The following is a 25266-nucleotide window of genomic DNA, read 5'->3' on the forward strand; positions in this document are numbered from 1 at the left end:
GAACGCGTTATATACTCATATTACTAAAAAACATTCCTGAATAAATCTGCTTTCAAGATTGGTGTTAACTCAAATCTTGTAGGTTTTGCTCCTCTTCCTTTTTCGATTACCTCCAAATCTATATAATCAAAAACTGCTCTTAGTAATGTATTTTTCCTAGTTTTATTCTCTAAGGCATTGTAAGCGGTCAATACAGAATTAATATTCCCTTTGATTTGCCCCACATCAATTTTTTCAATTTCAATTGAATCATTGGTGTTTACATTTACTAATTCTAACTCAGACATTTCTTTTTCTATTGCTGATTTTCTTTCAATAAAATCTGTGTCACTATAAATTCCAGATTCATATTTTTCAAAAACAAACTTTAATCGATTTTGTAATTCCCTTTTTCTTTGTTCAATAGATTTTCTTACTTCATCATAATCAAATTCATCTTCCGATACTAACCCATTAAGAATCTCATTATGCAACTTATTGTCATCCAAAATTGTTAAATGTTCTAAGTAGCTAATAATTGTACTTTCTACATCCCTGTATTTAACAAAAGTGCAAGCAGAGGTTGTACACCAAAGAAATTCTTTATGATATTTACTGATTTCTCCATCTTTCCTTTTGTAATTCTGAACAGAATATTGTCGAACCATTTTTCTTCTACATTTTTTACACACTATCAGGCTGGCTAACTCACAAGGGGAAAAATCTAGTTTCGTTTTAGGTAATGTCTTATTTTGAATCTTAATCATAGACTTGTTCCAAGTAGTTAGGTCAATAATTGGTTTGTGAGCGTCATCCACAATTATCTGTTCTTCTTTGGGACGCTTCACAACTTTACCATTAACTCTTTCAGTAATTCTAAATCTAACCTGTCCAATATATACAGGATTTTCAATTAACTGCCTTACTTGTGTTGCACGCCATTCTGTCTTCCCTTTTGGTGTTTTTATTCCTATTCTCCTCAAGTAAGTTGAAATTGCTCTAAAACTAACCTCCTTACCTTCTATACCGTTAACATATAAATTAAAAATAAGGCGAACTATCTTTGCTTCTTCTTCACTTTCTTCAAGGCGTTGTGTGTTCTGATTATAGTTATATCCGAACGGAGTAGATCCCGCGACCCATTTACCTTCCATGGCATAATTGTATCTTGAGCCAATAAGCCTTTCCTTTGTGGTTTCAAATTCTTCCCTAGAAAGAAACAGTTCAAACCGAATCTGCCTAGCATCAGAATTGTTATTAGGATCATAAATTTTCCAAGGTGTTATGATATAAATCCTGTTTTGCCTAAGTAAATCATAAATAATACCCATATCAGTATAAGAGCCACGTCCCAATCGGGAGATTTCTTTTACAGCAATTGCATCGTACTTCTTATTTTTTAAATCTTCGATGACTGATTGAAAAATTGGTCTGGTTGAAATTTGGTCTCCTGATCCAATCTCTAATCTCTGTTCATAAGGGATTCCCATATCATCCAATATTCTTTCCATCAGCTTTTTTTGCTCAGAAAGAGTATCTTCACCTGTTTTTCTTTCTCTTTCTATATCTTGTCGTGATTTTCGAAGGTAATTAATTATGTTGGTTATTTTGTACTCAGATTTCATTTGGCACCACCTCATTTTAGTTTACTTCATTATACTTCGTCATAGTTTATATACTCAACCAAAAATAGACTTTAATCGAACTTTCCTAATCATGATAATACATTATCTTGATTGAATTTATAAAATATAGTACTTTAACACAAACAAACTCCCCCGTTTTGAGTAGGTGTTCTCAACGGGGGAGCGTAGCAAGAAAGTTGATGCATAAATAAATCTATCCAAAATGTACCAGTGTGTCAATGGTACAATACTCAAGCAAAATATCTAAGAATCACTTTACTACAGTTAACTAATTTGCTACAATCTACTTGAGGGTATGATTTCCATACCTACCATTTAGGGGAAGGAGGAAATAATGGTGGTAACGGCTACTTTGCTAATAATCGCAGGATTAGTTAATCTACTCACAGCGATTATTAATTGGCAGACCGCAAAACGGAATGCCAGAAAAAAGTAAGACCCCTCCGTATCGCACACGGAAAGGGTCAGGTCACAAAGGAGGTTGGGGAGTTAAAACTCCCTTCCTCTACCATCATTATATGTCAATCATACCCTCGTCATTCACTATAGTCAACGACAATACGTTCAAAGGAGACTGGGACTTATGGACACCCTTGCTACAGTTATAAGCATAATTGCCTTGGTGGTATCAGTCGCTGCTCTTATTCAAGCTGTGAAAGCCCGTAGAAGAGGTTGAATAACATGTACACATTCAACAGCAAAGAAGAATTAGAGAGATATATAAAAGACTCTGTTATGACATCAACTGAGGTAATTGAATATCTGGGAGTTAGTCGTGCTGGTTTAAAGTATCTAATTGGAGAAAATCAGATTAAACCATTCAAAGAAGAGAAAACGACAAGATTATTTTTCCGTTACGATGTTGAGAAAATCAAGGTGAGAAGACAAACATAAATGAATGATTGTTTTTCAAAAAGCCTACTTAACCAATATGGAAGAGTAGGCTTTTTTGTGTTGCTTATTAGTTGGTAATAGCCTTTTTCAATAACTTGATATCTGTTTCTAGATCGTTAACTTTGATTCCAATTTCTTTAATATCGAATTGGTACTCAGTGTTATTCGCTGTTTGCTCTTTGATTATGTCTAGTTTTTGTTCAATCGTGTTCAATTTAATATCAAACAACTCGTGTGACTTTTGTATTTCCTCTAGCTTGCCAAGAATGAGGTCGAGTTTATCCAATTGGTTTGTCCTCCTGTTCAATTAGAAATCGTTAATTCTTTCCCATTTTCATCAACTAAGATTAAAAGGTCGCTTATATTACATTGTAATTCTTCACAGAGTAATGCCAAATTCTCTAACGGAATATGCTTTGATTCGTTTCGGCACATCTCACTTATAGAAGGTTGTCTAATCCCCGTTTTTCTAGATAGTTCTTGTTGTGACATTTTTCCTTGAATGAGCTGGTCTAATCTAATTTGTACACTGTATATAGATTTTCGTTTCTCTTCCTTTGTTTTGTTTGCTTCTTTCACTTAATCACCTCCCATTGATTTTACCACAAAAAACAATACGAAAATAGTATAGAAAATGCATTGACACGAAAAACGTATAGGTGTATTATTAGGTCATAAGGTAATACGAAAAACGTATTAACAAAACGGGAGGTAATACATAATGAAAAAGTTCACACAAACTCAAGCGGTTATTGAAGCAATGAAACAAAATGGTGGTTACTCAACTCTAAAGGAGTTGTACACAGCAGTTCCTTTGGTTGAGGGAGTGACATGGAACACGAAAACTCCTGAAGCGACCATTCGTAGAATCGTTCAAAACGAAAAGCATTTCTTTAATATCAAAGCAGGCCTTTGGGCTTTGAATGAATGCAAAGATACCCTGCCAGATGAAATTAAGCAAATGATACAGGAACAGTGTTAATCAGATTTCAATAAACAAATTAAAAATATATCGGAGGTAATACATATGAAAGTAAAAGTGACGGTTGAAATTGAAATTGACGAAAAAGACTATGCAACTTTAACAAAAGCTGAAATAAAAGAAGAAGTGAAATCAATAACTTTGAAAGACCTTGATGAAAGTACACAATCTAGAATTAAAACTCTTGTCCATAACACATTGAAAACAAGACATTTCAAAAATTACAAGAATCCTCAATTGAAAGAATGTGCCATGTATGCACAAGAGGTCATAGATTTCAATCCAGAAATTGCAGCAAAAGCAAAGAAGGCAAAACAACCATTAGATATTCTCGTTCCTGTACATCAAACAATGATAGCAATTGGTGCATTTGATGGTGGATATACGAATGACAGTAAGGATTATTCGTTAGAAGTCGCTAAAGCTATCGTCATGGGATATTACAAAGAAGTAAATGAATACTACTTGCATAACTAAAAATATTGGAGGAATGAATAAATGGTTACCATTAAAGAAAGCGTAAAATTTGAATGGTATGAGACATATGCAGGATATAAGGATTTTCAAGTTCTAAACATGAAATGTAACAACATCTTTCATTTAGTGGTGATTGGCTACAATGATGATTATGATTTGGAAATCAAAACGTTTGTTCCACATGTAGGCAAAAATAAAATTAACTTTGTAGATGGTTTACCTAGCTATATCTATAACAAACTGGTTCGCTCTTTGTTTAATGAATTTAGTGTGCTGATTAAAGAGCGAGAAGCGTGCGAAGAATACGATTCCTTTATGACAGAAGAGGTATTTGAAAAGACATACGAACAGTGGATCACGGATTATGTAGCATTCTGCAATGAAGGAATGAACGAATACGGCTATGATGAATAACAAAGCCGTATCATGTTAAATTATTGAATTAAATTATGTCGGAACCTTTACGCTATTCTGTAATAACTACTATTTCAAAAAGGCTTTCCACACTTATTCCTAGAGCTTTAGCAATAGAAAACAAATGAATATCTTCGTGACGTGAATTTTTATCAAAACGTGAAATGCTTCCTTGTGGGACACCTGACAATTCGGATAATTGCTTTTGAGTCATTCCACGTTCTGTGAGAATCTCGTTTAAGCGCGGCTTGATTTGTAAGTTCATAAAGTTAATCACCCTCCAATTTAAATAATTATACGATATCGAATATTTTTTTGCAAAAGGTCTTTACAATTCAATATACGATATCGTATAATGTAATTAAGAAGAAAACAGAACAACAAAAACTAAGGAGGAATAGTAAATGAACAAGCTCAACAGCCTTCAAATCAAAACGGCGCACGAATCAAACCTAATCTTTGATTTCAAACATGAAGGTGTTCAATACCGCACCTACATTGAAAATAGTGTCAACGAAGGTTGGAGAGTAAACTGCATCATTTACTGGTCTGATAACGGTCGTGAATACTTAGACAATCCTCAAGATGAACTAAGAATTGCCCTAGTTGAATTGTTTAATAAGGAACCAAAAGTATTGAGATATACAGAAGGCAAAGCAATCAAAAACTAATAAAAATATATGGGAGGAATTCAAATGGTAAACAAAATGGTTCTGAATCAAGTAATGGAAATGGCAATCGGTCAAATGGACAGCAAGAAAGGATATCGCGGTTACATCTTAGCACTAGACAACATCAGACACAACGAAATGAAAACTGCTGACACTGTTGAAAGAATCATGTTCGATGCTTTGGAAGAAGCAGCTACCTATATACATATCCTACAAACTGGCCTGAATCGAATTACCGAAGAGTTAAAGCAAATGAGTTTAAAGGATATGATTCAACTCACATACAACTTGGCTCCAAAATACTTCGAAACTGCTAAAGTAAACATGGATCATGTTTGGGATGAAATTGATGCAATCTTAAATAATACAGAGGAAATGGTGGCTTAATGCCACCTTCCCCAAGGGAGGATTGAAGAATGCACATAATTGATAAAACTGAGCAACTACAGTACTACGATAAATGGTTTCAAATATACACACATAGTTTCCAAAAAATAAATCCACTTGGACATGAAGAAAGTTTCCTAGATAGACTCAATGAACTAATTCCCAATGTACCATTTGAAGAATACCATTTAGGTCTTATCAGCAATGATGTTGTTCAAATGAGAGCGTTAGTTAATGCATATAAACAAATCAAGGAGTTGTCAAAAACTTGAATATTAGACGTGGTGATATATTCTATGCCGACCTGTCGCCAGTAGTTGGCTCTGAGCAAGGAGGTGAACGCTTAGTAGCCATTATTCAGAATGATATCGGCAATCAATTTAGCCCAACTGTTATTGTTGCTGCAATCACGAGTCAAATTCATAAAGCGAAACTACCAACGCACGTTCCCATTTCAAGTGAAGAATATCCAATTAAAAAATCATCTGTGATTTTGACTGAGCAATTACGTACCATAGACAAACAGCGTCTTAAATGGAAGGCAACCACTTTACATGATGAAACGATGGGGAAAGTTGATAAGGCAATGCAAATTAGCCTTGGATTGATTGGTATACATTCATAAATTTATAAAGGAGAGATTGAATATGAAAACAATCTACATCGTTCAGTACAATCATAACGAGGATGCAAATACATGCAATTGGGATTTAGTTGAATCTGAACAAGAAGCAAAATTAATTGATCCTGATTATGAAATTGCAAGTGTAGATGACCTATACGACATGATGGCTGGATGTGGCTACATTTATGAAGGGTTGATAAAGGTAAAAGAGGGAATAGTAAAGGCTGTTTCAAGCACATTATATGATGGATTGAGATACATAAAGATCAATATTGAAAGCAACATGATGCCAGCGTAAGCTGGTTTTTTGTTTGTGAATGGAGTGTTAAAACGCTATTCGAAAGGGGTAGTAAGTTTTCATTTTGATTGCTTTCTGTGCCTAAAGAGTCCAATGACAGAAATGACAATAGCCAATCCACATAATGCTTTCATAAAGATAATAGATGAATCATTGTTGTCAAAATGCAAAGTTAAATAGCCAGAAGATATAATTAAAACGAAAATAAATGTAAATGCATTGTTCATATTAGAAATCTCCTTTCCAATAGGGAATTGAGTTGTATAAACGTTTGTAAATGACTATAATAAAGGTAAGGGAATGGGAGCCTGTGTTAGCGCTCCCTGAGTGATTCAGCGTTTGTGGTGGGTTTCCTTTCGTGGAGGAATTCCACCATTTGTTTTGTCTGGATGTTCACGCTGACTTTCTAGTTCTTTCTTTCTAGCTCTAATCTCGTTGCTTATGTATGCAAGTATTGCTAGAAGGAAGGAACTAATAGGGATGATGTACTTGACTATGAAATCAAGGTAGTGCATTTGTCTCACCCCTTTCCCTCTCCCTTGATTATATTATATCACTACTCATTGAGTATCACAATTATTATTTGTTATTTTTATTTAATAAACTTGGCAATGGTGAGAATTCAGCGATTACATTAAGGCTATAGAGCGAGGGAAACTCTAAGAAGAAAATCATATAGAATAAAAATAACAAATATACCATTTAATCATTTGACTTACATACCAAATATTGCTATAATATAAATATAAACACAGGGAATGAATGGAGGTAAGTCAAATGACTCAACCAGCAACTCAATTACTTAATGTAAGAAGTGTTTATAAATCCATTGAAACATTTTTGGACTATAAGGGAAGCGATAGCATAAACACAAAAATGGCCTATGAAAAAGATATTAGGAATTTCTTCAGTTTTATGAAAGGTAAAGAATTGCATGAGTTGACTACTGATGACTTAGGTTTCATTCAGGAAGATGTGTTGAGATATAGAAGTTACTTAGCTGGATTAGTCAAAGAGAATGGAGAACCAAAATACAAGGCAGCTTCTATCAATCGTTTTATTGAATCAGTTAGGTCATTGTTTGATTTCTTAATTGGCAACAAGTATAGAGAGTTTATAGATCAAGACGCATTTTCATTTAATAACTTAAAAAATGTAAAACGGGAAAAAACAGGACAACTTAAAGAAAATGAATTTAGGTTGTTTGAATCAAAGGCATTGGAATTAGATAATGGATATATGAAATCAATGTTGATTGGATTGGCTGGACGTACATCTATTCGTTTAAGCGCTCTACTATCGTTAAAGTGGAGCGATATAAAGAAAGATAATGGTGATGTTTGGTTGATAAGTGTAGTTGATAAGGGACAAGAAGAGGACGTAAAGCCAATTCTTGATGTATTCTTCAAGAAGCTTATCGCGATGAAAGAAAACGAAGAATATCAAAGCGCATTAGCTGTATGGAGAAAGAGTAACTTTAATGCTAAAGAGGACGTAATCTTTCCTATTAGTACAACTGCTGTTGCTCGAATGGTGAATAGAATTGCCAAGTTATTAGGGATACCAGATGAACGAAATATTAGGTTTCATTCATTTAAAGGCTTTGGGATTAATATGGTCAGATTAAATGGTGGTTCAGTATTAGACATGCAAAAGCAAGCTCACCATAAAGACTTTAAAACGACTAATGACTTCTACATTGACCAACAAGAAAAGGATTATTCAAAGTATGCTGGTGTAATTATGGATAGTGAGTTTACGACAGATCCATTACATGATCTGAGTAAGGATGAGCTAATTGAGTTGATTAATAAGTGTGATATACAAATCAGAAGAGCAATCATGAATGAATACACAGCAAATCTATTCTAAAGCCACTCACTGTGATGAGATGGCTTTTCTTTTTATGGTATACTTTGGAATATTGTAAACAAAAGGAGCTCATCATGTCTGGCATAATTCCATTTGTATCACTTATTGGTGTTATTGTAGGTTTTGGGTTAAGTTTACTTAAAGACTGGTTAACCAATAGACCAAAGATGAAAGCTGAAACGTCTAATGGTAAGTTCGAGTACTATAATAAATATTACAATGAAGAAGGAATACATACGGCAATTAGATGCGAACATACAAACGCGAATATATTAAACATACAATTGGTTATTGACATTTACAATGTTGGAAAGGTTGCTACTGCTGTTAAAGAAATCATAATTGAAGTGGAAAACAAAGGATTGAATAGTAAAAAGTATCTTCAACCTGAGTTATCAAAAGGTGAGAATAAATCATTTAATGTTTCTGTTGGTAGTATTATCACAAAAGAACTATCACTAAGTATTGCAAGGGAAGAAGATACTGAAGTATTTTTTAATGATATAATACTAGACCCCAATAGTGATGGAAGATTGTTGATTACTGTACATGTTAAGGACATATATGGTAATCAGGTTAGTGTGATTGTTGAACCATTTTCCATTGTGACAGCTTATTAGGTAATGAGTAAAGTGATAGGGTGATAGTGATGTGGTGAATAGTAGGATAGATATCTTCCAACAAGCAATCACTGTTACCCTATTCGATAAATTAGTGACTACATGTGTAATCTATTAATAACTCCTCATTACTTTAAAAAAATAAGTATTCAGCTTTATGTTATTAACTTACTAAAAGTAATATAAAATAGAAACAAACGTTCCTGTGTTTATAGCGGTGTTGTCATAACAAGGATTATTGACACATTAAACCGCTATTTATAAGGGTTCTGGAGGGGGGGATATTTTACATTTATAAACTTAAATACAGGAACAAATGTTCGATGATCTCTTCATCCCACATACCCAACTTATAAATCAGTTCCGTTACATGTTTACAATTTCCATCGAATTTGCTATCGATACATGTATCGACAATTCGCTTTAGCCTCAACGTTTTAAGCCGTATTACATTCCTCCAATAAATCACATCAACATTCCATTAATTCTAGGTAAATGACAACGAAATCAATACACAAGCCATGTTCCTACTGCATTTATCCGATGAAGGCATTATATCGAACAATACAACACATAATAATGTATAAAAAAATAAACAAATATAACTTTACTACTTGATATTCACCCCTAATCCATATGGCCTAATTGTGATACAATATTTTGAATTGGCATATGACGTATCAAACTCTTGGAAGTGATGAAATTTGAAGCATAAGCTTAAATCCCTAGACAGAGAAACGCTAAATAGAATGTACCATGAAGAAAACTTAACCGATCTTGAAATCGCTACATTATATGGGGCAGATAGAACTGCTGTTGTTCACCTTAGAAAGAAATTCAAAATAAGTTCAAGAGAGACAAATCGTGACAAAGCACTTCAGCTTGTTACTGATAAATTATTGGAGCTTGGTTATCAAGTAATAAATACAAAAGAAACTAACAAAATTGCAGAGTATGACCTATTGGTTAATGGGAATGTAAAAATAGAAGTGATTTCTACAGGGAATGTATCAAGAGGAGGGTTCTCCAGATTCGTTCTAACAACACAGATGAGTAACAATGTCAAAGAATCAGCAACAAGAATTGTTTTACCTAACAGTAGATATAAAAAACTTCACAGACTCATTACTGACTTTATTATCTTTGTATTATTAAAGGACGTTGAATCCTATTTTTGGGTTATTCCATCTAATGTTATCGGTGATAATGTGCAAACAATCAGTCTCAGGCCAATATCAAAGAGTAGTAAATTTGACAAATATAAAGAAGCTTGGGATTTAATAGAGGGAATAGGGGGAAGGGAATGAGCGAAAAAGACAGTAATTCAATGGAACAATTCAAGGGTAACGCCTTTATCTCATTTATTGGTTGGTCTTACATCATGCTTGGTATCGGGATTTTGTTTTTTGATTATCACGTAGACCCGATTTATTTAACATGTCTATCTCTTACAGCACTATTTGTTTCATTATCAGAGACAAATCCATCAAAAAGATGGGAAGGTAAAAAGCTGTTTGGAAAATCACTGCCTGATGAAGAAACAGTATCACTTAGCATGTTTATTTTGGCAGCAATGTGTATGGTTTTTCTCCCATTTAACCCTGCTTTCGTTAATTTAAGCCAAGAAACATTGGGTAAATTTGGAAATACGGCTACTCTAGTGAGTTTGGGTATTTCAATTAGTCTAATTGGGAAGAGATCCAATAATGCATTTCGTGATTATGTCAAAAAAATCTCAAATACATTTGTTTCAATAACTGAAAAGGGTACGGAGGAAATGAAGCAATTAATTAACAGACAAGCCGAACTCATAGACGAGATGGAAAAGAGGCTCAACGCTTTATCTGAAGAAAATGAAAAGTTGATGAAACGATTGAATGATAGTGAGCAGGTAAAAGAAACAGCAGCTACAGAAGAATAATGGAATAGACTAGGGACTTGTGGCTTTTGTCACAGGTCTTTCTTTATAGAGGGGACAAAGTTGTTCAAGTTTATTAAATAAAAATAATTGAAATTTAATTGTTTTTATGTTACATTCATTTTGTAGTTGATAAGATGAAAAGGAGAGATGTAATGAAATTAATGCTACACCCTAAAACATACCCATCAAAGCCAACAAATCCTTGGACAATTAATGATGAGATCGCACAGCATCCAGTGGATATTTCAATCAATCAATTAGCACAAGAGATAATACTAGGAAAGACATTCTGTGCAGGTTATCTCAATACATCAAATTCAAACAATGAGATTAAGCGTTCTAAGGAATGTTGGACATCACAAGAATTAATCTGTTTAGACTTTGATAATGAAATCACCACAAAGGATGAAAATGGTAACACCGTCACAGTAAAGCATGTGACCAGAACAATTGAAGAAGCTCAACTACAATTCAAGGATAAGGCCACATTTATTTACTCAACATTCAATTCTAAGAAAGATCACCCAAAGTTTCGAGTTGTGATGGTATTGGATAGAGTAGTTACAAATGCAAGTGAGATTGACAAAATACTGCAATCTCTTAAACATCAGTATAGTGATGCTGATGAAAAATGCTTTGAACGCTCTAGACTCTTCTATGGAGGAAAACAACTATATAAACTGGATTACACGAAGAAAATCAGTACAAATGACTTAATTAATTACTATGATAATGTCGTAAAAAAAGAAAGTAGTAATAGAGAGAGGGATTATGAATATAAAATTAATGAAAATATTATGGGGGTTACAATAAGAAGTAGGGTTTTATTTACTGATTATAGTAACCCCCATAACACACAGCAACCAAATACCACACTCATATCGAATAAGAGGATATCAGACTTACATTTTAGATTAAAGATTCCACCACAAAATATCAAGATAAACAATAAAGATGACCTTAAGGAATACCTAAAGAAACAAGACTTGAGACAATATTTAGGCATAGAATCATCTACAAGTTCATTTCATTGTATATTCCACAATGACAATAAGCCAAGCGCGAGCATAGTGACTAATGAAGATACTGGTCATCACATTTACATTTGTGGTAGTGATAAATGTGGAGTGAAAGGTTCAATAATTGAATGTACAGAACTACTATTGCCCAAGTATAATAGACCTAAAATTTATCAGTTTTTAAGAAAGGTATACAGAGTTGAATTTGAGGAATCCCAATGGCAAAAGGATCAGAAAGCAATTTTGGATGAAAATATTGATACCCTTTTAGATGATACATTCCCAACATTCTATCCCACGTTACATAAACGGATTCGAGATCACATACCTGATTTAATTGTTTTCCATGAAATTGCTAAACAACACATAACAACGGAAAATTTTATTGATACAAATGGGAATTCGGCATTCTTTAAAAGTATGGACATGATTGCGTCAAAATTCAATAAATCAAAAAATAAGGTTAAGGATAAGTTAGCTATCTTTGCTTACTTAGATTTGATTAATAAACTCGGACGCAAAGACGTACCAGAATTTTTATGGAGAGAAGCAAAACGACAGCAATCAAAAAATCGTAAAAAGTTCTTAGTAGGCTTTTATTCAATTCCATCTTATACAACACATGTTCTTACTTCTGGAGAGAAACAGGCATCTCTATTCAAATCTCTTGGGTATACAATGAAAGGTATGTCATGGGAGATGTTTAGGAGGGGCGAGGGGGAAGAGGTAGCAAATAAGGTATTTCCACAGCTTGAAGGTAAGTCACTGAGTGATTTAAGCGAGAATTTAACTTCAAAGATTGAGCAAGTCACAATGAAATTCATCTCTGAACGAGGATGGGCTAGAGAATCAGATATAATTTCAAATGTACAGCATAATGTTTCTGAGAAATTTACAGGAATCCAAATGAAAAGAATACTTGCAGAACTATTGGATAAGTATGATCTTCAGCGGACTAGATTAAATAAAGACCTAAGGGTGCATCTACAGATTAGTATAGAAGATATTGAAGAAAGAAAGACTCCTTTTATCATTTACAATATATTAAATAAAAATAATGAATAAAAGTATTGTATTCAAAAATCAATCATGTTATTCTAACCTTACCAGCCAAAAGGAGGTGAAAAAAAGTGTGTGTATTGCAAGAGACATAGTTACAAATGGGCTTAATCAGATTACATATGAACTTGAGCTCCAGAAGGAACTACTGAATGAACAGGTTTCAGACATCACTAAGAAGATCAATCATATTCAGCATGAACTAACTATCACTACATTTAACGCATCTCAAGGCTACAGAATTTTGAAACACCAACAAGACTTATTGATTGAAAGAAGAAAGCTAAAGGGTGAAATGGCAATCATTGACCAAGCATTACAAGTGAATGAGCGATCAATGGGTATTTCTCAGCAAGTTATTCAGAACAGTATGGCATATCAAGAGAACTTAGTGAAGGATACTGGAGTGATTAGGCAGTTGTTGGAGTATAATAAATAAAAATAACAGAGATAAAAAATGGAGGTTTTTGCATTGGTTAATTTTCAAGATATTCTTTCCCTGAGTGATGAAAAGAAGAAATTGGTTTGGGACATCGTACAAGATTGGATTACTACAGATGATCAGAGCGGAGAACTATATATACATATACGAAATCTGATGGAAAATGATAAATACTGCACTTGGTTTAGCCAACAAGAATTGCAGAGCTTCTTAAATTTATTTGTAAGTGATTATGAAGAAGCAGTTCCAAATGGGAGAGAAGAGTTAGAAGAATATTACCAACAAATTAAGAAAGAAATTGAAGAAGAAAATGCGAACAGAACTAAACAGGAAGAAGAAAAACGCCGGATGGGTGAAATGTTAAAAGAGGTAATCATTGAGGGAGAAAGACATAAAGAAATGTTCAACACAATCTCTAATCAATTGAACATGTACCCTGAGTTTTTATCATCTGATATTGTAGTACAAGCATCATATCGTTCTCTAATGGAGAATTTCAACAAACTTAATGAACTAACCCGCGAATATTACAACAGTAGTTATGTCTTCATCAGATTACTTGCGAATAATTTAGGAATTAAAATTCCGAAGAGTGATGAGGAAAGTGTTGAAAGCTTATTAGACAAAATCAGAGGACAATATCTACAATAACAAATAAAAATATACGGAGGATAAATGTGAGTCAATTATCAACAGAAGTTCAAGCTAAGGAGACACATGAAAAGGCAATTGGGTATTTCAGAGTAGCAGAGCAATATGGTTATAAATTCATCATGGAAGTAAAGAAGATTCGTGATGAAAGATATTATAAACAACTTGGGTACTCAAGATTTGATGATTATTGTGAAATGGTTTGGAAAGTAAGACGCGATTTTATGGATCAACGAATTCAAATAGCCACCACCTTCTCAAATGAAGAAGAATTTGCCGACCTGAGTCGGCAATTAGGACACAAAAAATCACTTCTGTTAGCAAGAACAGAAGAACAAATCAGAAATAAAATTCTTACTGAACAGAGTTTGGTACCATCGACTGGCGAACAGAAAACAGTTGAAGAAATGACAGTTAAGGAATTACAAGAAGTAGAAAAAGCACTCAAAGAAGCTCAACAAAAGGCTGCAAATGAACAACGAGAACGTCAATCTGCTGAATTGAAAGTTAAACAACTAGAAAATGAACTTAAAAATGAACGTAATAAAGAACCAAGTATTGTTGAGAAGGAAGTGATTAAAACAGTTGAGATTGATAAGACGGACTATGCGGAGATTGAAAGATTAAAGAGGGAAAGCAAAGAGAAAGATGCAGAAGTACAGAGGTACGTAGATCAAGTTGGGGAGTTAGAAAGTGAAAGAGTAAGACATGAGGAGGCATATACCCCACAAACACGAATGTATTTAAAACGAAAAGGCAAACTTCAAGATTTATCACTTGAGTTTGTTGACCAGATCAAAATGTTTTCTATTCAACCTCCATTGGATTTGCCTGAAGTTTATCGTGTGGATTATCTTGTAATGCTTGAATCACTCATAAAGGAAGCTTCAAATGCTTATGATGCGATGAATAATAACCAAAATAAAAATATTATCGACGTTGAATATACAACGTTGTAAAGGGAGGAATATCATGAATAACATTTATCAAGAGGCTAAAGACTACAAGGAATTGATTGTACGTAACGAAGAAGAGGACAACTTTCAAAAGATTGACCGTTTTGACACAATGATTGAAGAAAGTGCAGTTCTAGTTTTTGCTTTTCCAAATGAAAAAAGTATATTTGAATATTTTGATGTTCCTAAGTGCGGAAAATTGGCACTTCCTGCAATAAGCAGAAAAACCGATGAGGTTCTCAAGGCATATAAGATGCAACGAGTAAGATTAATTCACTTACATGACATTACTGAAGATGTGTATGAGGAAATTAAGGATTATCCTTCAGTAAAAAACAAAATTAAGACAAATACAGATAGAGAGTGCTTTATAAAGGCACTTGCATATTTTGTTGCAAGACATGTTCTGGTACATCGATATAGGGTAGGAAAAATTATTAATTGTGAAGTCAAGGAGCTGATTGGCGACTTCCTCGATCTAACCAATGCTGATAGAGGAAGGTTTCAGGGGATGCATCAAATTTCCAATAAACTATTGGAAGGGGGATTAAGTCCTAGGGGGGCAATGGAAGAACTGAAGTGTGTAATTTGGACAAGAAAAGAAGAGTTGGCAAAGAAAGCTATTGCCTACAATGGGGGCTATCTTGGAAAGGCTTCTAAAGAGTTACAAATGACTGATAATGAAAATGAACTATTGAGCTTCAATTTTTCACTGAGAAGTGTGCCAGATAATCATATTATTCAAGGTAGACGAAATAAGCCTCAACGTAAACGAAATGCAATTAGTAAGCAAGGTGAGTAATACATAACGGGTGGCAGCACAAACACTGTCACCCAAACTAATTATACAAAAGGAGAATGATTGTTTGAAACAAGGAAAATCATACACTATTTATAAAATCAATTCCGAACGTATCAGAAAAAACAAATGGAGTCTTGATATCGACCATGAACAATTAAAGAAGTCTGGAGAAGTCGTTGGGTTAGCTGAGAGTAACCTAATTAGAATATTACGTAAGATTAACAACGTAGATGAACAGGAATTTAAACAGGGGATCGTCGAGCTAGAAGATAAAATCAATGAGTTAAAGCATCAGGTTGCAACCAAAGACAATATTACAGAGATGCGCAAGTTAAACAATGACTTGCGAACCAAATTGCATGTGATTGATGTAGTCATGATAAAAATGAGTAAAACAAGCGACTTTGATAGACTCAATAATAGTAAAGGCTTTAAGATTAACGGGGATAAGTATATTAGATTATTTGGTACTGCTGGGGGAGTAAAGAAAGAAACTATATTCTACGCCAATGAAAAGGTCTATGTAGAACTAAATAGACGGATATTAAATGACAGAGATCCTAATTTTAAAATTGTCCCTGCGAAAGACGAGGCATATAAATCATTAGTCTCTAGTTCGTCCATATCCGTGGGACATTTAGAACCGCATGAAGTATTAGTTGTTCCAGATTGTATAACCAACTTTAAAGAAGATGTAATTCGGATCTTTGATGAAGAAGGCAAAGAATATCCAACTGTTATAGAAGTTAAGGATTATCCAATTGAGAACAACGCTTCAGATGGTTTTGGACTAATTTGTCCAGAACTAGCTCAAAAGTGGGGTGTTAATAGTGGTGCTTGCATAAGGAATTCTACTTGTAAAGGTATGGTTTTTCAGTTCGATTTTCATGCTTTTGCAAATGAGGCCGTAAGTAAACATGAGAAAACTTATTTCGTTCCAGATGTATGGGGAAAAGAACTTAAAGACATTAGGAAAGTCAAACTTATTCTAACCGCCTCCATGGTGAAATTGTGGAAAGCATATGATAGCATTGAGCATTACTTAGAATCATGCAAAAAGAATGGACACACATTCAGTATTACGAAATTTACACCTGAGAAACTTGAGAACGAAAGAGATTTGAATTATCAATTCGTACAAGCACTCGAAATGTCAGATTCGGATATCGAAGAGTTGGTTAACCCAACTATCAATAACATCAAAGACGTATTGAGTAACGACTATAGAAAAGCATTGATCTACCTAAAGGGAGATACATTAAAAGCAAGAAACTATGAAATAAAGAATTACGACTATTCAGATGCTCTAATGATAGAACCAAGATTGATGAACGACCCCTTTGTAAAAAGTAAAATCAAAAGTCTAATCGGGAAAAGGATTAATGATCTAAAGAAAGGTGACATATCCGTCCGAGCTAACTTTGCCACAGCATCTGGCGACCCTTATGCATTGTGCCAGTCCATCTTCAATCTTCCAGTAACAGGCATTCTGGAAGCAGGTGAACACTACTCAAGATATTGGAGTGATAGGGGAGTATCTAAAGTTGCGTGTTTCAGAGCGCCTATGTCAGTTGCAAACAATATTCGTATCTTAAATCTACAGGATTCTGATGAACTGAGATATTGGTATCAATACATGCCTACAGTCAATATCTTCAATGCTTTTGATACGACATGTCATGCTCAAAATGGTCAGGATTATGATGGTGACGCAAACCTCACTACTGACAACCCTGTACTGTTACGAGTTATCAAGGAATTGAAGCCAATCATGTGTGAGCAAGGTAAAGTAGATCCTAAGATTCCAACAGAAGATGATTACATAGAAGCTAATAAGTTATCATTTGGTGATGATATCGGAAAGGTAACAAATCGTGGTACTTCCCTTTATAACGTATTGGCAAAGTTCAAAATTGGCTCACTAGAACATGTAGAGGTTTTGAAAAGAATCATGTGTGTGCAGCACTATCAGCAAAATGCAATTGATAAAACTAAAGGGGCTAAATGGAAGCCATTCCCTAAAGAGTGGTATAAGTTAAAGGCTAACCAGATCAATGAAGACGACTCAGAAGAAGTAATTCAACAGAAATTGTTCAACCTAAGAATTTTGGCAGATAAGCAGCCATACTTCTTTATCTATCGGTATACTGAAACAGCAAATACATATAGAGACTATGTGAGAAAACATGAGGATAATTGTATTTTCAACTATGGAGTTAAACTCCATGAAATGCTAAAGAAGGAAGACAGAAGTGAAGTAGAAGAAAACTTTGTAACAAATTATTACAAATATATGCCTGTTTCGCTAGCCCCATCAACAATGAATCGTATTTGCTGGAAAGTGGAATCTGCTTTTGGTAGGAAAAAACGAAGTAACAAGAAGGACAAGTTTGATTATACAATGATGAAATCAGGAAACTCGTACAATCAAAGCCAGTTTAAGCAGCTACAAGGTCTATATAATGAACATAACAAGCTGATGCAAGAACATATGAAGATTAGCAAACATGATAATATTGACGAAGAAGAATCGATTGAAGATAGCAGATTGTTTGTTGAAGGGTTTAAAAGAAGAGCCTTAGATATTTGCAACAATGAAGTTGTACTAACAGACATGCTTTTAGATGTATGCTACTCGAAAAAGAACTCAGAGAAATCAAAGCAACTTGTATGGGATGTGTGCGGAGAACAGATAATCAAAAATTTACTGAAGGTAAGTGGTAATTCAATTAACATCCCTGTACAAGATGAAACAGGAGATGTTGAGTACAATGGTAAGAGATTCAAAATTATAAGATACAAATTCAAGGAGGGATTGGATGGATCAAATTCTGAATGAAGTGAAATACATAAATAGAATATTGAATGAAAGATATGTTGATCCAAAAACCTACAACTCACTGAGAATACTAGCAAAGTATTACGCCATCAAGGGATTAAAGAAAAAAGAAATACATAATGAAGTCTTTAAATATGCCTGCAAACATTACCTGAAAACACAAGAGAAAGGAGGAGTGAATAAAAAGTATGAAATGGATGAACTTGAAAAGGTAGTTACTAAGTATGTAAACAGTTTGACCAGTCAAAAGAAAAAGTTGGAAAAGGGTGGTAAAGTATTTAAATTATATGGGATAGAAAGCATAAGTATCACGAAAAATGAGTTATATAAAATTTCAATGTTAAGCAATCATGAATTGGAGAGACTTGCTTATGTAATGCTTGTACTTAGTAAAATCGCAAAAGCAAAATCAGATTATCTTGATGGTGTATATAGTATCTATTGCAACAGTGATGTTTTTAAAGAGTCGTTTCTTTCATACTCATATAAAAATAAATGTTTGATTAATGAAATGAAACAAACAGGACACGTACAGCCCAATGAAGAGTATGGTAATTCAAGATTGGTAAAGCTACTATATGCTGACAATGATAACGATTCAGAAATTGCTATTACTATTATAGACTTCAGGAACTTCGCTTATACATATGATCAGTACAGAGGCAGTAAGATGATAAAGAATTGTAGTGGGTGCAATGTTCTTTTTGAAAAGAGGTCTAGCACTCATAAATATTGCGATGCTTGTAAGAGGGAAAACGAATTACAAAAGACCAGAAAAAGAGTTATGAGATATAAAAATAAAAAGGTAACGGTTCGAGAAAGTGAAGAAAACCCTTGATAGATATATGTTTATCGTATATTTTTATATTCATCTTATATGAGTAGTAAGACAAAAAATACTCAACAGTGAGGCAATGTGGGGTGAGATGCCCACAGTTAACTATGTGTGGTGATATTCACCACTCACTAGATGCATGGTCTATCGCAGGGTTCAAGTTTGATAGACAGTGGGCAGTTCGTTCATCATGTCGATGAAGTTCCCTGAGAGCAACAGAGAATCCCACAAGAGAATATTGCTCACTTGTATTTGAAGGTGGTTTTATAGAAACGCCTTTTGCATGTTTTAGTAAGAAGCGTCTGCAATAAAGAATAAGATTTACTGATAAGTCCTACACACAAAAGTGGGGTCTTATCGAATGAATTGAGCCTATTGAAAGTTGGTAGGCAGCGATTTAGCAATCCACTTATCAATTTCATTAAGGCAGTCGTCAAACCAATTATAGACTGCTGACAATTATGCAGGAATTGACATGGGTCAAATATTAGAATGATTTAAGAGGATAGAACAGGCAGCTATCGCACCCGTTGTATTAATAACTAACGGTCATGAGATATCATGATGTCGATTGTGAGACGGGTCTTAAAAAAGCGTAATTGCTAAGAGATGTGGGATTGTCGCCCCACCTTGAATCATTTCTAGAACATTCTACAACATAAGAATGTCTATTAATACCTCTGGCTTAATTGCCAACTAGATATCTATCAAGCCGTAAGGCATGGCTCATTTATTGAGCATTGTTAAACACTTAAGCATAACTATGTTCTTTGCGACCATTCCCCTTTAAAGGGAGTCACATTAGATGTGTCCTTGCTGGTACGCTGGTAGGGATGAATTGATTAGATGAGGGAGCGCTTGAATGGTGCTTCCCTGATATTCATAGAACTGGGCGTGAAGCTCGAACGAAGAAGTATAATTGAACTACTGAACAAATATGTCCTGTCTGTTGATAGGATCGTCTATTTACAATTCAAAGATCATGTCAGGGATTACTGAACATTGCACGACCCACATTAATTGTGAAGGTCAGCGAGTGAGAAATTACTCGCAAGGATAGGGAGGGCTACAATTAAAACTTGAAGTCCTTTAAAATTTGTACATGAGACCCGATTGGGCAAATTGATTCACTTCATTGGGGATTGGTGATTTAATCATCATTCCCTTTTTTACATTGAAAGGTATGAGTAATATGTCACTAGTTGAAGATTCACCGAAAGTAATTGAGGATTTGTCTTATCAAGCAATCACTGTACATAAAGATGAGCTTAGTGTAGATACATATGGTGTTGTCCAAAGTCCATGGGAGCGTCAAATGAATAAGATGTTAACAGAATAATATATAAAAATAATCTGTATAAAGGGAGGTTTCGTATTTATGGCTAAGAACAATAGCAGCTTTGCAGTAACTGGCAATTTCGAAATGGATACAATGAAGATCGCAGAGGAAAAAAAGGATGGAATTAAGACATTTGATCTGCGAAAAGTATTGCGGAAATACGATGGTTACAAGGTGAAGTTCTCAATTTCCATTGATAGTGACGACTCCGAATTTCTTGTTGATGAGCAAGAAGACGAAGATGAACAAGAGTAAGAGGTGATTGAATGAATATCTCCCTACACCTTCGACAGTTAAACGAAAGTCTTGAGCAATATAAAGACCGCCTCGTCCTTAACAAAGAAGCCTACAATTTGTCTTGGAATGCTATTGCCCAATTATGGTTCGATCATGCTGATGATCGAAAAAGTGATGACTACTTTAGGAAATATCGTAAGAGACTTTTTAAAAGTGAAAAGAAAGAGTTAAAGACGGTTGATTCACAAGGTACAGAAATTGAGGATAAAATTATTCAATATGAAAAGACAAAATTCAAAGTTCAAGACCAAAAGCGCGAATATCGAAACCTGATTCGTAATGATGCACGTTTTGAGCATTTAAAAGAAGAACTCATTAGAGCTGTGCAGGAAATAGCTCAACTAAAGCCCCTCAATTGGAATAGACCATATCAATCTATTGGTGACAAGGAAGCTGTCGCACTCTTCTCTGATTGGCATTATGGCATTGTATCTGACAACTATTTCAATAAATTTAATCCAAATATCTTTCATGAGCGTGTTAAGGTATTAGTACATAAGACGATTGAATATGGCAAATTGCATGGAGTAAAAAAGCTCCATGTTTTTAATTTAGGTGATATTGTAAGTGGCATCCTTCATGTTTCAGTTCGAGTTCAAAATACAGAAGACATTATTTCGCAGGTTAAAGTGGTATCTGAAGTTATGAGTGAAGTGCTTGCTAAATTCTCAAGTGAGTTTGAGGAAGTAAAGTTTTACAGTGTTCGTGGAAATCATGATCGAGTAACAGCCAATAAACATGATGCGATCTCAAAAGAAAGCTTTGCTGATATCGTCCCATAGTTCGTGCAAGCAAGGACTGCTCACATTCCCAACTTGGAAGTAATGAACAATACATATGATGATGAAATGATTGTTGCGGATGTTGCAGGTCACACTGTTTTGGCCGTTCACGGACATAAGGATAGAGTATCTGAGGTAGCTCAGAATCTCACTGTCATGCTCAAACTATTCCCCGTTGTCGTTTGTATGGGACATTACCACCACAATTGGGAAAAAGAATTTAATGGCATTGATGTTATTGTAAACCCATCTCTATCGGGAACTGATGAATACGCTAGGGATATTCGCAAGGTAAGCAAACCTGCACAAAAGATGCTCATCTTTGATGAAACAGGTCAAATCTGCACTTATAAAATTTTATTGTAATATCCTCGACTTAAAAACCTCTTTAAAGTATCACATCAAATTAACGATGTGATTTTCTATAAGCGGTTTTTGCTGCTTTGGTGGGGATAGGAGAAATCTGAAAAGTGGAGTCCTCCCCTTCATTTCTCCACTACATTTTTTATGGAGGTGAATTGATGATTAGGGTAAAGAAAAATACAAGAAATAGAATTATACATGAAAAAAAACTGTGTACTAAATGCAATGGTGATAAAAGAATTGATACGAATTTTTATAAATCACTATCAGACCAGCACTCAGATGGTAGGTATCCAACATGTAAAGTTTGTTTGAAAAATGGACTACCTGATTTTAAAGATGAGTATACAGAACATGTTAATAAGGTTAAAGAATTACTTCTACAAATGAACCGACCCTTTATTTCAGAACTGTGGGATTCAACAGTAGTCAAGAATAAAGATAAAGATATTTTTGGATTGTATATGAAAAATGTACAACTAAATTACAATGAATTGACTTGGAAAGATAGTATCTTTGATTGCTCTACGAGTACACTGAAGACTATTTTTGAAGAAAGCTCTGATGAGGATTCAACAGAATATGATAATCAAAGAATTGAACTTTCCCTAGAGGATATTCAATCGCAGAAAGATTGTATTCGTTTACTTGGGTACGACCCATTTTCAGGATACTCAAAATTTGACCGTAAGTTTCTGTATGCTGAATTAATCCCTTACCTCGATGAAGAGACATTGGAGGATCAGTACAAAATATCAATCATCATTCAAATACTGAATAACAATAATCAAATACGTAAAATTGATCTACTTATTAATAACTTAAGTTCGGACGAGAAAGCATTTCTCAGTAACAGTGGAGAGATTAAGCAATTAACTTCAGTCAAAAAGCAAATTATCGAAAGCAATGACAAACTCTCCAAGGAAAATGCCATTGCCATTAAACATCGTGGCGATAAGAAGGCTGGTCGCAGTACTTTAGGGTACCTAATGAAAGATCTACGTGAACTTGGCTTTGAGAATGCCGAAGAAGATTATTACGATATGAAAAAGGCTTATGGAATGCAGGTTACAGCAGACATAAGTAACAAGAGCATTCTTTCACAGTTGAACTTTGATGAAAAAGACTTGGAAGACATGTTAAAAGAACAGCGTGACTTGCTTTTAAACTATCAAGATAAAATTATGGAACTTGAAGAGAAATTGCGTCTCGCAAATGAGCAAATTCTCGAATTGAAAAAGAACGGTAGTGAGAGTCAATGAAAAAAAGCCGTTCAAAAGATATATTGTCTCAGCGAAAAATTGACTTATACGAGAAGAACTCGAAAATTATTAAGTTCTGGCGTAGAAATCCAGTAATTGCCTGTGAACAGATATTGGGAATAAAATTATTGGATGCACAAAAATACATACTTCAAGAGTCGTGGACTAAGCCTTACGTTTTGTGGTGCTGCTCACGTAACTTTGGTAAAAGCTTTCTTGGCGCTATTTTTATGATTCTTAAGTTTTTACTCTTCGAGAATCAGCAGATATACATTATTTCAAGTGTAGGATCTCAATCTCAAGAGACATTTATGAAGATCGAAAAAATCGCCAAACAGCGAATTGAATCTACTAAGTCTCTAAAAGACATCTTTAGAACTGAAGTTGTCACCAGCCCTGCTAATCAGGATGGTTTTACACACAACCCCGCAAGTTTTCATACCATGTCCTATAATGGCAGTGAAATTTTTACTCTAAATGGCAATCCTGACAACAACAGATCAAAGCGCGCGACCCTTGTTTTCTTTGATGAGGCTGGCTTCTCCAGTGACGAGATTGTTCTCATCAGTGAAGCTTTTGCAACACAAGATAGTAACTTTGCTACATCTACTGACGAAGGGTTCAACCTTGACACCCAGCGGAAAAAGAACCCCACTCAATTGATATATGCTTCCTCTGCAAGCGATATTGACACGATTTTCTTTAAAAGATATAAAGAGTTCTCTAAGAAAATGTTCTTAGGAGACACTCGATACTTCGTTGCGGATATCCCTTGTGACATACCATTGAGCCCTTTAATGGATGGAGAGGTTCACCCTCCCCTATTGAAAAAAGAACAAGTAGAAAACGCAATGAAGGGTAATCGAGAAAAAGCAAATCGTGAATATTACAACCGATTTACTACCGATGGTGGTGACACACAGGTATTCAAGCGTGGCGTATTGGTTAGAAACTCTACAAACCAATTACCTGAGTTATTTAATGCTACAAATAAAGACAAATTTATTTTAGCATTTGACCCTGCACGCAGCTATGACAATTCAATTTGTTCTGCGATGAAAATCTTTCAAGATCCACATGTGGGCTGGATAGGTGAAATTGTAAATGTTGTAAGCATGGTAGATGTTGAGAAGAAAAAACGAACGCCTATGAAAACCCCCGATCAGATAAAATACTTCAAAAACATGCTTCTAAATTATAATGGCAAAGCTCCCGATTATCAGAATATCATGGGAGTGTTATTTGACAGTGGTGCAGGTGGCGGTGGGATAAGTGCCTTTGCAGATAACCTTTTAGATGAGTGGGTTGATAGCAACGGAATAAGACATAAAGGTTTGATTGATCTAGGGCATGATGAGTATAAAGACTACGCACACAAGTACCCTAATGCAGTAAATAAACTTAAATTAATCTCACCGAAGAAGTATAAAAAACAAATGGTTGAAGAACTCAAAGAGTTATTGGACTTAGACTTGATCAAGTTTACAAAAGAATATGACAACAAAGGTTTTATCAATTTGATCATTGATAATGAAAAAGAGAGAAGCATCAAAGAGAAACAATTAACAATAGAAGAGGAAATTGCTTTAACTAATATAGACTATATGAAAGAAGAAACTGTAGCTATACATAGATTTAAGTCTTCAAATGGCAATGTTAGTTATGATTTACCAAAGGACAAGGAAAGCAAAATCGGGGATGATAGATTTTACACCCTATTAATGCTAGGTCATTTTTTATATGAGTTAAGGCGAGAAGGAATTACTAACAAGAAAGAAGACGAAATCGATTGGACTAGTGCTCCTACATTCGTTTCATCAGTGAGTTTTTAAGA

The 25266-nt window shown here is 34.5% G+C and carries 29 protein-coding genes; 25 read left to right on the top strand and 4 right to left on the bottom strand.

Features of this window, described 5'->3' with window-relative positions; translation table 11 throughout:
- Window positions 1-23: 23 nt before the first annotated feature.
- Window positions 24-1604 (bottom strand): recombinase family protein, encoded by a 1581-nt coding sequence (locus ACIFQN_RS27375; protein WP_429836207.1) that lies wholly within the window; start codon window positions 1602-1604, stop codon window positions 24-26.
- A 702-nt stretch (window positions 1605-2306) separates the two neighbouring features.
- Between ACIFQN_RS27375 and ACIFQN_RS27380 the strand changes: the two genes are divergently transcribed.
- Window positions 2307-2519: a DNA-binding protein gene (locus ACIFQN_RS27380; RefSeq protein WP_429836208.1), complete on the top strand. Its 213-nt coding sequence runs from the start codon at window positions 2307-2309 to the stop codon at window positions 2517-2519.
- Window positions 2520-2586: 67 nt separating this feature from the next.
- Here the strand turns inward: ACIFQN_RS27380 and ACIFQN_RS27385 are convergent, their stop codons facing one another.
- Together ACIFQN_RS27385 and ACIFQN_RS27390 are read right to left on the bottom strand one after the other, a co-directional pair.
- Window positions 2587-2805, bottom strand: a complete 219-nt coding sequence (locus ACIFQN_RS27385; protein ID WP_429836209.1) for a hypothetical protein — start codon at window positions 2803-2805, stop codon at window positions 2587-2589.
- A gap of 17 nt (window positions 2806-2822) precedes the next feature.
- On the bottom strand, window positions 2823-3098 hold the full coding sequence (locus ACIFQN_RS27390) for a helix-turn-helix domain-containing protein (RefSeq protein ID WP_429836210.1): 276 nt from the start codon (window positions 3096-3098) through the stop codon (window positions 2823-2825).
- Window positions 3099-3240: 142 nt separating this feature from the next.
- On the opposite strand from ACIFQN_RS27390, the gene ACIFQN_RS27395 reads away from it, so the two are divergent.
- From ACIFQN_RS27395 to ACIFQN_RS27405, 3 genes are read left to right on the top strand one after another with little or no spacing between them, the layout of a single operon-like run.
- Window positions 3241-3501: a hypothetical protein gene (locus ACIFQN_RS27395; RefSeq protein ID WP_429836211.1), complete on the top strand. Its 261-nt coding sequence runs from the start codon at window positions 3241-3243 to the stop codon at window positions 3499-3501.
- Between the two features lie 45 nt (window positions 3502-3546).
- Window positions 3547-3978 carry a hypothetical protein gene (locus tag ACIFQN_RS27400; RefSeq protein WP_429836212.1) on the top strand — a complete coding sequence of 144 codons (432 nt, stop codon included), beginning with the start codon at window positions 3547-3549 and terminating at the stop codon, window positions 3976-3978.
- 21 nt (window positions 3979-3999) lie between these two features.
- Window positions 4000-4392 (top strand): hypothetical protein, encoded by a 393-nt coding sequence (locus tag ACIFQN_RS27405; RefSeq protein WP_429836213.1) that lies wholly within the window; start codon window positions 4000-4002, stop codon window positions 4390-4392.
- Between the two features lie 52 nt (window positions 4393-4444).
- Here ACIFQN_RS27405 and ACIFQN_RS27410 read toward each other — a convergent pair whose 3' ends face one another.
- Window positions 4445-4657 carry a helix-turn-helix domain-containing protein gene (locus tag ACIFQN_RS27410; protein WP_429836214.1) on the bottom strand — a complete coding sequence of 71 codons (213 nt, stop codon included), beginning with the start codon at window positions 4655-4657 and terminating at the stop codon, window positions 4445-4447.
- 139 nt (window positions 4658-4796) lie between these two features.
- Between ACIFQN_RS27410 and ACIFQN_RS27415 the strand changes: the two genes are divergently transcribed.
- The 21 genes from ACIFQN_RS27415 (at window position 4797) to ACIFQN_RS27515 (ending at window position 25264) form a co-directional block, all read left to right on the top strand.
- The gene (locus tag ACIFQN_RS27415) at window positions 4797-5063 is read left to right on the top strand and encodes a hypothetical protein (protein WP_429836215.1); all 267 of its coding nucleotides are present in this window, start codon (window positions 4797-4799) and stop codon (window positions 5061-5063) included.
- 24 nt (window positions 5064-5087) lie between these two features.
- Window positions 5088-5450, top strand: a complete 363-nt coding sequence (locus tag ACIFQN_RS27420; protein ID WP_429836216.1) for a hypothetical protein — start codon at window positions 5088-5090, stop codon at window positions 5448-5450.
- A 29-nt stretch (window positions 5451-5479) separates the two neighbouring features.
- A complete protein-coding gene (locus ACIFQN_RS27425; RefSeq protein WP_429836217.1) occupies window positions 5480-5722 on the top strand; it encodes a hypothetical protein in 243 nt (80 codons plus the stop codon).
- Complete coding sequence (locus ACIFQN_RS27430) at window positions 5719-6075, top strand: type II toxin-antitoxin system PemK/MazF family toxin (RefSeq protein ID WP_429836218.1); 357 nt, start codon at window positions 5719-5721, stop codon at window positions 6073-6075. The genes ACIFQN_RS27425 and ACIFQN_RS27430 overlap by 4 nt, the downstream gene beginning before the upstream one ends.
- 22 nt (window positions 6076-6097) lie before the next feature.
- Window positions 6098-6373 carry a hypothetical protein gene (locus tag ACIFQN_RS27435; RefSeq protein ID WP_429836219.1) on the top strand — a complete coding sequence of 92 codons (276 nt, stop codon included), beginning with the start codon at window positions 6098-6100 and terminating at the stop codon, window positions 6371-6373.
- 777 nt (window positions 6374-7150) lie between these two features.
- Window positions 7151-8245: a tyrosine-type recombinase/integrase gene (locus ACIFQN_RS27440; RefSeq protein ID WP_429836220.1), complete on the top strand. Its 1095-nt coding sequence runs from the start codon at window positions 7151-7153 to the stop codon at window positions 8243-8245.
- Between the two features lie 74 nt (window positions 8246-8319).
- Complete coding sequence (locus ACIFQN_RS27445; protein ID WP_429836221.1) at window positions 8320-8865, top strand: hypothetical protein; 546 nt, start codon at window positions 8320-8322, stop codon at window positions 8863-8865.
- A 704-nt stretch (window positions 8866-9569) separates the two neighbouring features.
- Window positions 9570-10172, top strand: a complete 603-nt coding sequence (locus ACIFQN_RS27450; RefSeq protein WP_429836222.1) for a hypothetical protein — start codon at window positions 9570-9572, stop codon at window positions 10170-10172.
- Window positions 10169-10786 (top strand): bZIP transcription factor, encoded by a 618-nt coding sequence (locus ACIFQN_RS27455; RefSeq protein WP_429836223.1) that lies wholly within the window; start codon window positions 10169-10171, stop codon window positions 10784-10786. Before ACIFQN_RS27450 ends, ACIFQN_RS27455 begins: the two co-directional genes overlap by 4 nt.
- A gap of 152 nt (window positions 10787-10938) precedes the next feature.
- Window positions 10939-12870 carry a hypothetical protein gene (locus ACIFQN_RS27460; RefSeq protein ID WP_429836224.1) on the top strand — a complete coding sequence of 644 codons (1932 nt, stop codon included), beginning with the start codon at window positions 10939-10941 and terminating at the stop codon, window positions 12868-12870.
- Between the two features lie 67 nt (window positions 12871-12937).
- Window positions 12938-13303: a hypothetical protein gene (locus ACIFQN_RS27465; protein WP_429836225.1), complete on the top strand. Its 366-nt coding sequence runs from the start codon at window positions 12938-12940 to the stop codon at window positions 13301-13303.
- Window positions 13304-13336: 33 nt separating this feature from the next.
- Window positions 13337-13957 (top strand): hypothetical protein, encoded by a 621-nt coding sequence (locus ACIFQN_RS27470; RefSeq protein ID WP_429836226.1) that lies wholly within the window; start codon window positions 13337-13339, stop codon window positions 13955-13957.
- Window positions 13958-13983: 26 nt separating this feature from the next.
- A complete protein-coding gene (locus tag ACIFQN_RS27475; RefSeq protein WP_429836227.1) occupies window positions 13984-14916 on the top strand; it encodes a hypothetical protein in 933 nt (310 codons plus the stop codon).
- A gap of 13 nt (window positions 14917-14929) precedes the next feature.
- On the top strand, window positions 14930-15715 hold the full coding sequence (locus ACIFQN_RS27480) for a hypothetical protein (protein ID WP_429836228.1): 786 nt from the start codon (window positions 14930-14932) through the stop codon (window positions 15713-15715).
- Window positions 15716-15779: 64 nt separating this feature from the next.
- A complete protein-coding gene (locus ACIFQN_RS27485) occupies window positions 15780-18554 on the top strand; it encodes a hypothetical protein (RefSeq protein ID WP_429836229.1) in 2775 nt (924 codons plus the stop codon).
- Entirely contained in the window at window positions 18535-19392 is an 858-nt protein-coding gene (locus tag ACIFQN_RS27490; RefSeq protein WP_429836230.1) for a hypothetical protein, read from the top strand. Before ACIFQN_RS27485 ends, ACIFQN_RS27490 begins: the two co-directional genes overlap by 20 nt.
- A gap of 1375 nt (window positions 19393-20767) precedes the next feature.
- Window positions 20768-20983: a YonK family protein gene (locus ACIFQN_RS27495; RefSeq protein WP_429836231.1), complete on the top strand. Its 216-nt coding sequence runs from the start codon at window positions 20768-20770 to the stop codon at window positions 20981-20983.
- Between the two features lie 11 nt (window positions 20984-20994).
- Window positions 20995-21807, top strand: a complete 813-nt coding sequence (locus ACIFQN_RS27500; RefSeq protein ID WP_429836232.1) for a hypothetical protein — start codon at window positions 20995-20997, stop codon at window positions 21805-21807.
- Between the two features lie 42 nt (window positions 21808-21849).
- On the top strand, window positions 21850-22173 hold the full coding sequence (locus ACIFQN_RS27505) for a hypothetical protein (RefSeq protein WP_429836233.1): 324 nt from the start codon (window positions 21850-21852) through the stop codon (window positions 22171-22173).
- 155 nt (window positions 22174-22328) lie between these two features.
- Window positions 22329-23432, top strand: a complete 1104-nt coding sequence (locus tag ACIFQN_RS27510) for a hypothetical protein (protein WP_429836234.1) — start codon at window positions 22329-22331, stop codon at window positions 23430-23432.
- Entirely contained in the window at window positions 23429-25264 is a 1836-nt protein-coding gene (locus ACIFQN_RS27515) for a terminase (protein WP_429836235.1), read from the top strand. The genes ACIFQN_RS27510 and ACIFQN_RS27515 overlap by 4 nt, the downstream gene beginning before the upstream one ends.
- Window positions 25265-25266: the final 2 nt, after the last annotated feature.

Source organism: Brevibacillus sp. NRS-1366, assembly GCF_050467985.1.

Coding starts and splice junctions, on each gene's coding strand:
- ACIFQN_RS27375 (WP_429836207.1), bottom strand. CDS start 1,604: ATGAAATCTGAGTACAAAATAACCAACATAATTAATTACCTTCGAAAA.
- ACIFQN_RS27380 (WP_429836208.1), top strand. CDS start 2,307: ATGTACACATTCAACAGCAAAGAAGAATTAGAGAGATATATAAAAGAC.
- ACIFQN_RS27395 (WP_429836211.1), top strand. CDS start 3,241: ATGAAAAAGTTCACACAAACTCAAGCGGTTATTGAAGCAATGAAACAA.
- ACIFQN_RS27400 (WP_429836212.1), top strand. CDS start 3,547: ATGAAAGTAAAAGTGACGGTTGAAATTGAAATTGACGAAAAAGACTAT.
- ACIFQN_RS27405 (WP_429836213.1), top strand. CDS start 4,000: ATGGTTACCATTAAAGAAAGCGTAAAATTTGAATGGTATGAGACATAT.
- ACIFQN_RS27410 (WP_429836214.1), bottom strand. CDS start 4,657: ATGAACTTACAAATCAAGCCGCGCTTAAACGAGATTCTCACAGAACGT.
- ACIFQN_RS27415 (WP_429836215.1), top strand. CDS start 4,797: ATGAACAAGCTCAACAGCCTTCAAATCAAAACGGCGCACGAATCAAAC.
- ACIFQN_RS27420 (WP_429836216.1), top strand. CDS start 5,088: ATGGTAAACAAAATGGTTCTGAATCAAGTAATGGAAATGGCAATCGGT.
- ACIFQN_RS27425 (WP_429836217.1), top strand. CDS start 5,480: ATGCACATAATTGATAAAACTGAGCAACTACAGTACTACGATAAATGG.
- ACIFQN_RS27435 (WP_429836219.1), top strand. CDS start 6,098: ATGAAAACAATCTACATCGTTCAGTACAATCATAACGAGGATGCAAAT.
- ACIFQN_RS27440 (WP_429836220.1), top strand. CDS start 7,151: ATGACTCAACCAGCAACTCAATTACTTAATGTAAGAAGTGTTTATAAA.
- ACIFQN_RS27445 (WP_429836221.1), top strand. CDS start 8,320: ATGTCTGGCATAATTCCATTTGTATCACTTATTGGTGTTATTGTAGGT.
- ACIFQN_RS27455 (WP_429836223.1), top strand. CDS start 10,169: ATGAGCGAAAAAGACAGTAATTCAATGGAACAATTCAAGGGTAACGCC.
- ACIFQN_RS27460 (WP_429836224.1), top strand. CDS start 10,939: ATGAAATTAATGCTACACCCTAAAACATACCCATCAAAGCCAACAAAT.
- ACIFQN_RS27480 (WP_429836228.1), top strand. CDS start 14,930: ATGAATAACATTTATCAAGAGGCTAAAGACTACAAGGAATTGATTGTA.
- ACIFQN_RS27490 (WP_429836230.1), top strand. CDS start 18,535: ATGGATCAAATTCTGAATGAAGTGAAATACATAAATAGAATATTGAAT.
- ACIFQN_RS27495 (WP_429836231.1), top strand. CDS start 20,768: ATGGCTAAGAACAATAGCAGCTTTGCAGTAACTGGCAATTTCGAAATG.
- ACIFQN_RS27500 (WP_429836232.1), top strand. CDS start 20,995: ATGAATATCTCCCTACACCTTCGACAGTTAAACGAAAGTCTTGAGCAA.
- ACIFQN_RS27505 (WP_429836233.1), top strand. CDS start 21,850: ATGAACAATACATATGATGATGAAATGATTGTTGCGGATGTTGCAGGT.
- ACIFQN_RS27510 (WP_429836234.1), top strand. CDS start 22,329: ATGATTAGGGTAAAGAAAAATACAAGAAATAGAATTATACATGAAAAA.
- ACIFQN_RS27515 (WP_429836235.1), top strand. CDS start 23,429: ATGAAAAAAAGCCGTTCAAAAGATATATTGTCTCAGCGAAAAATTGAC.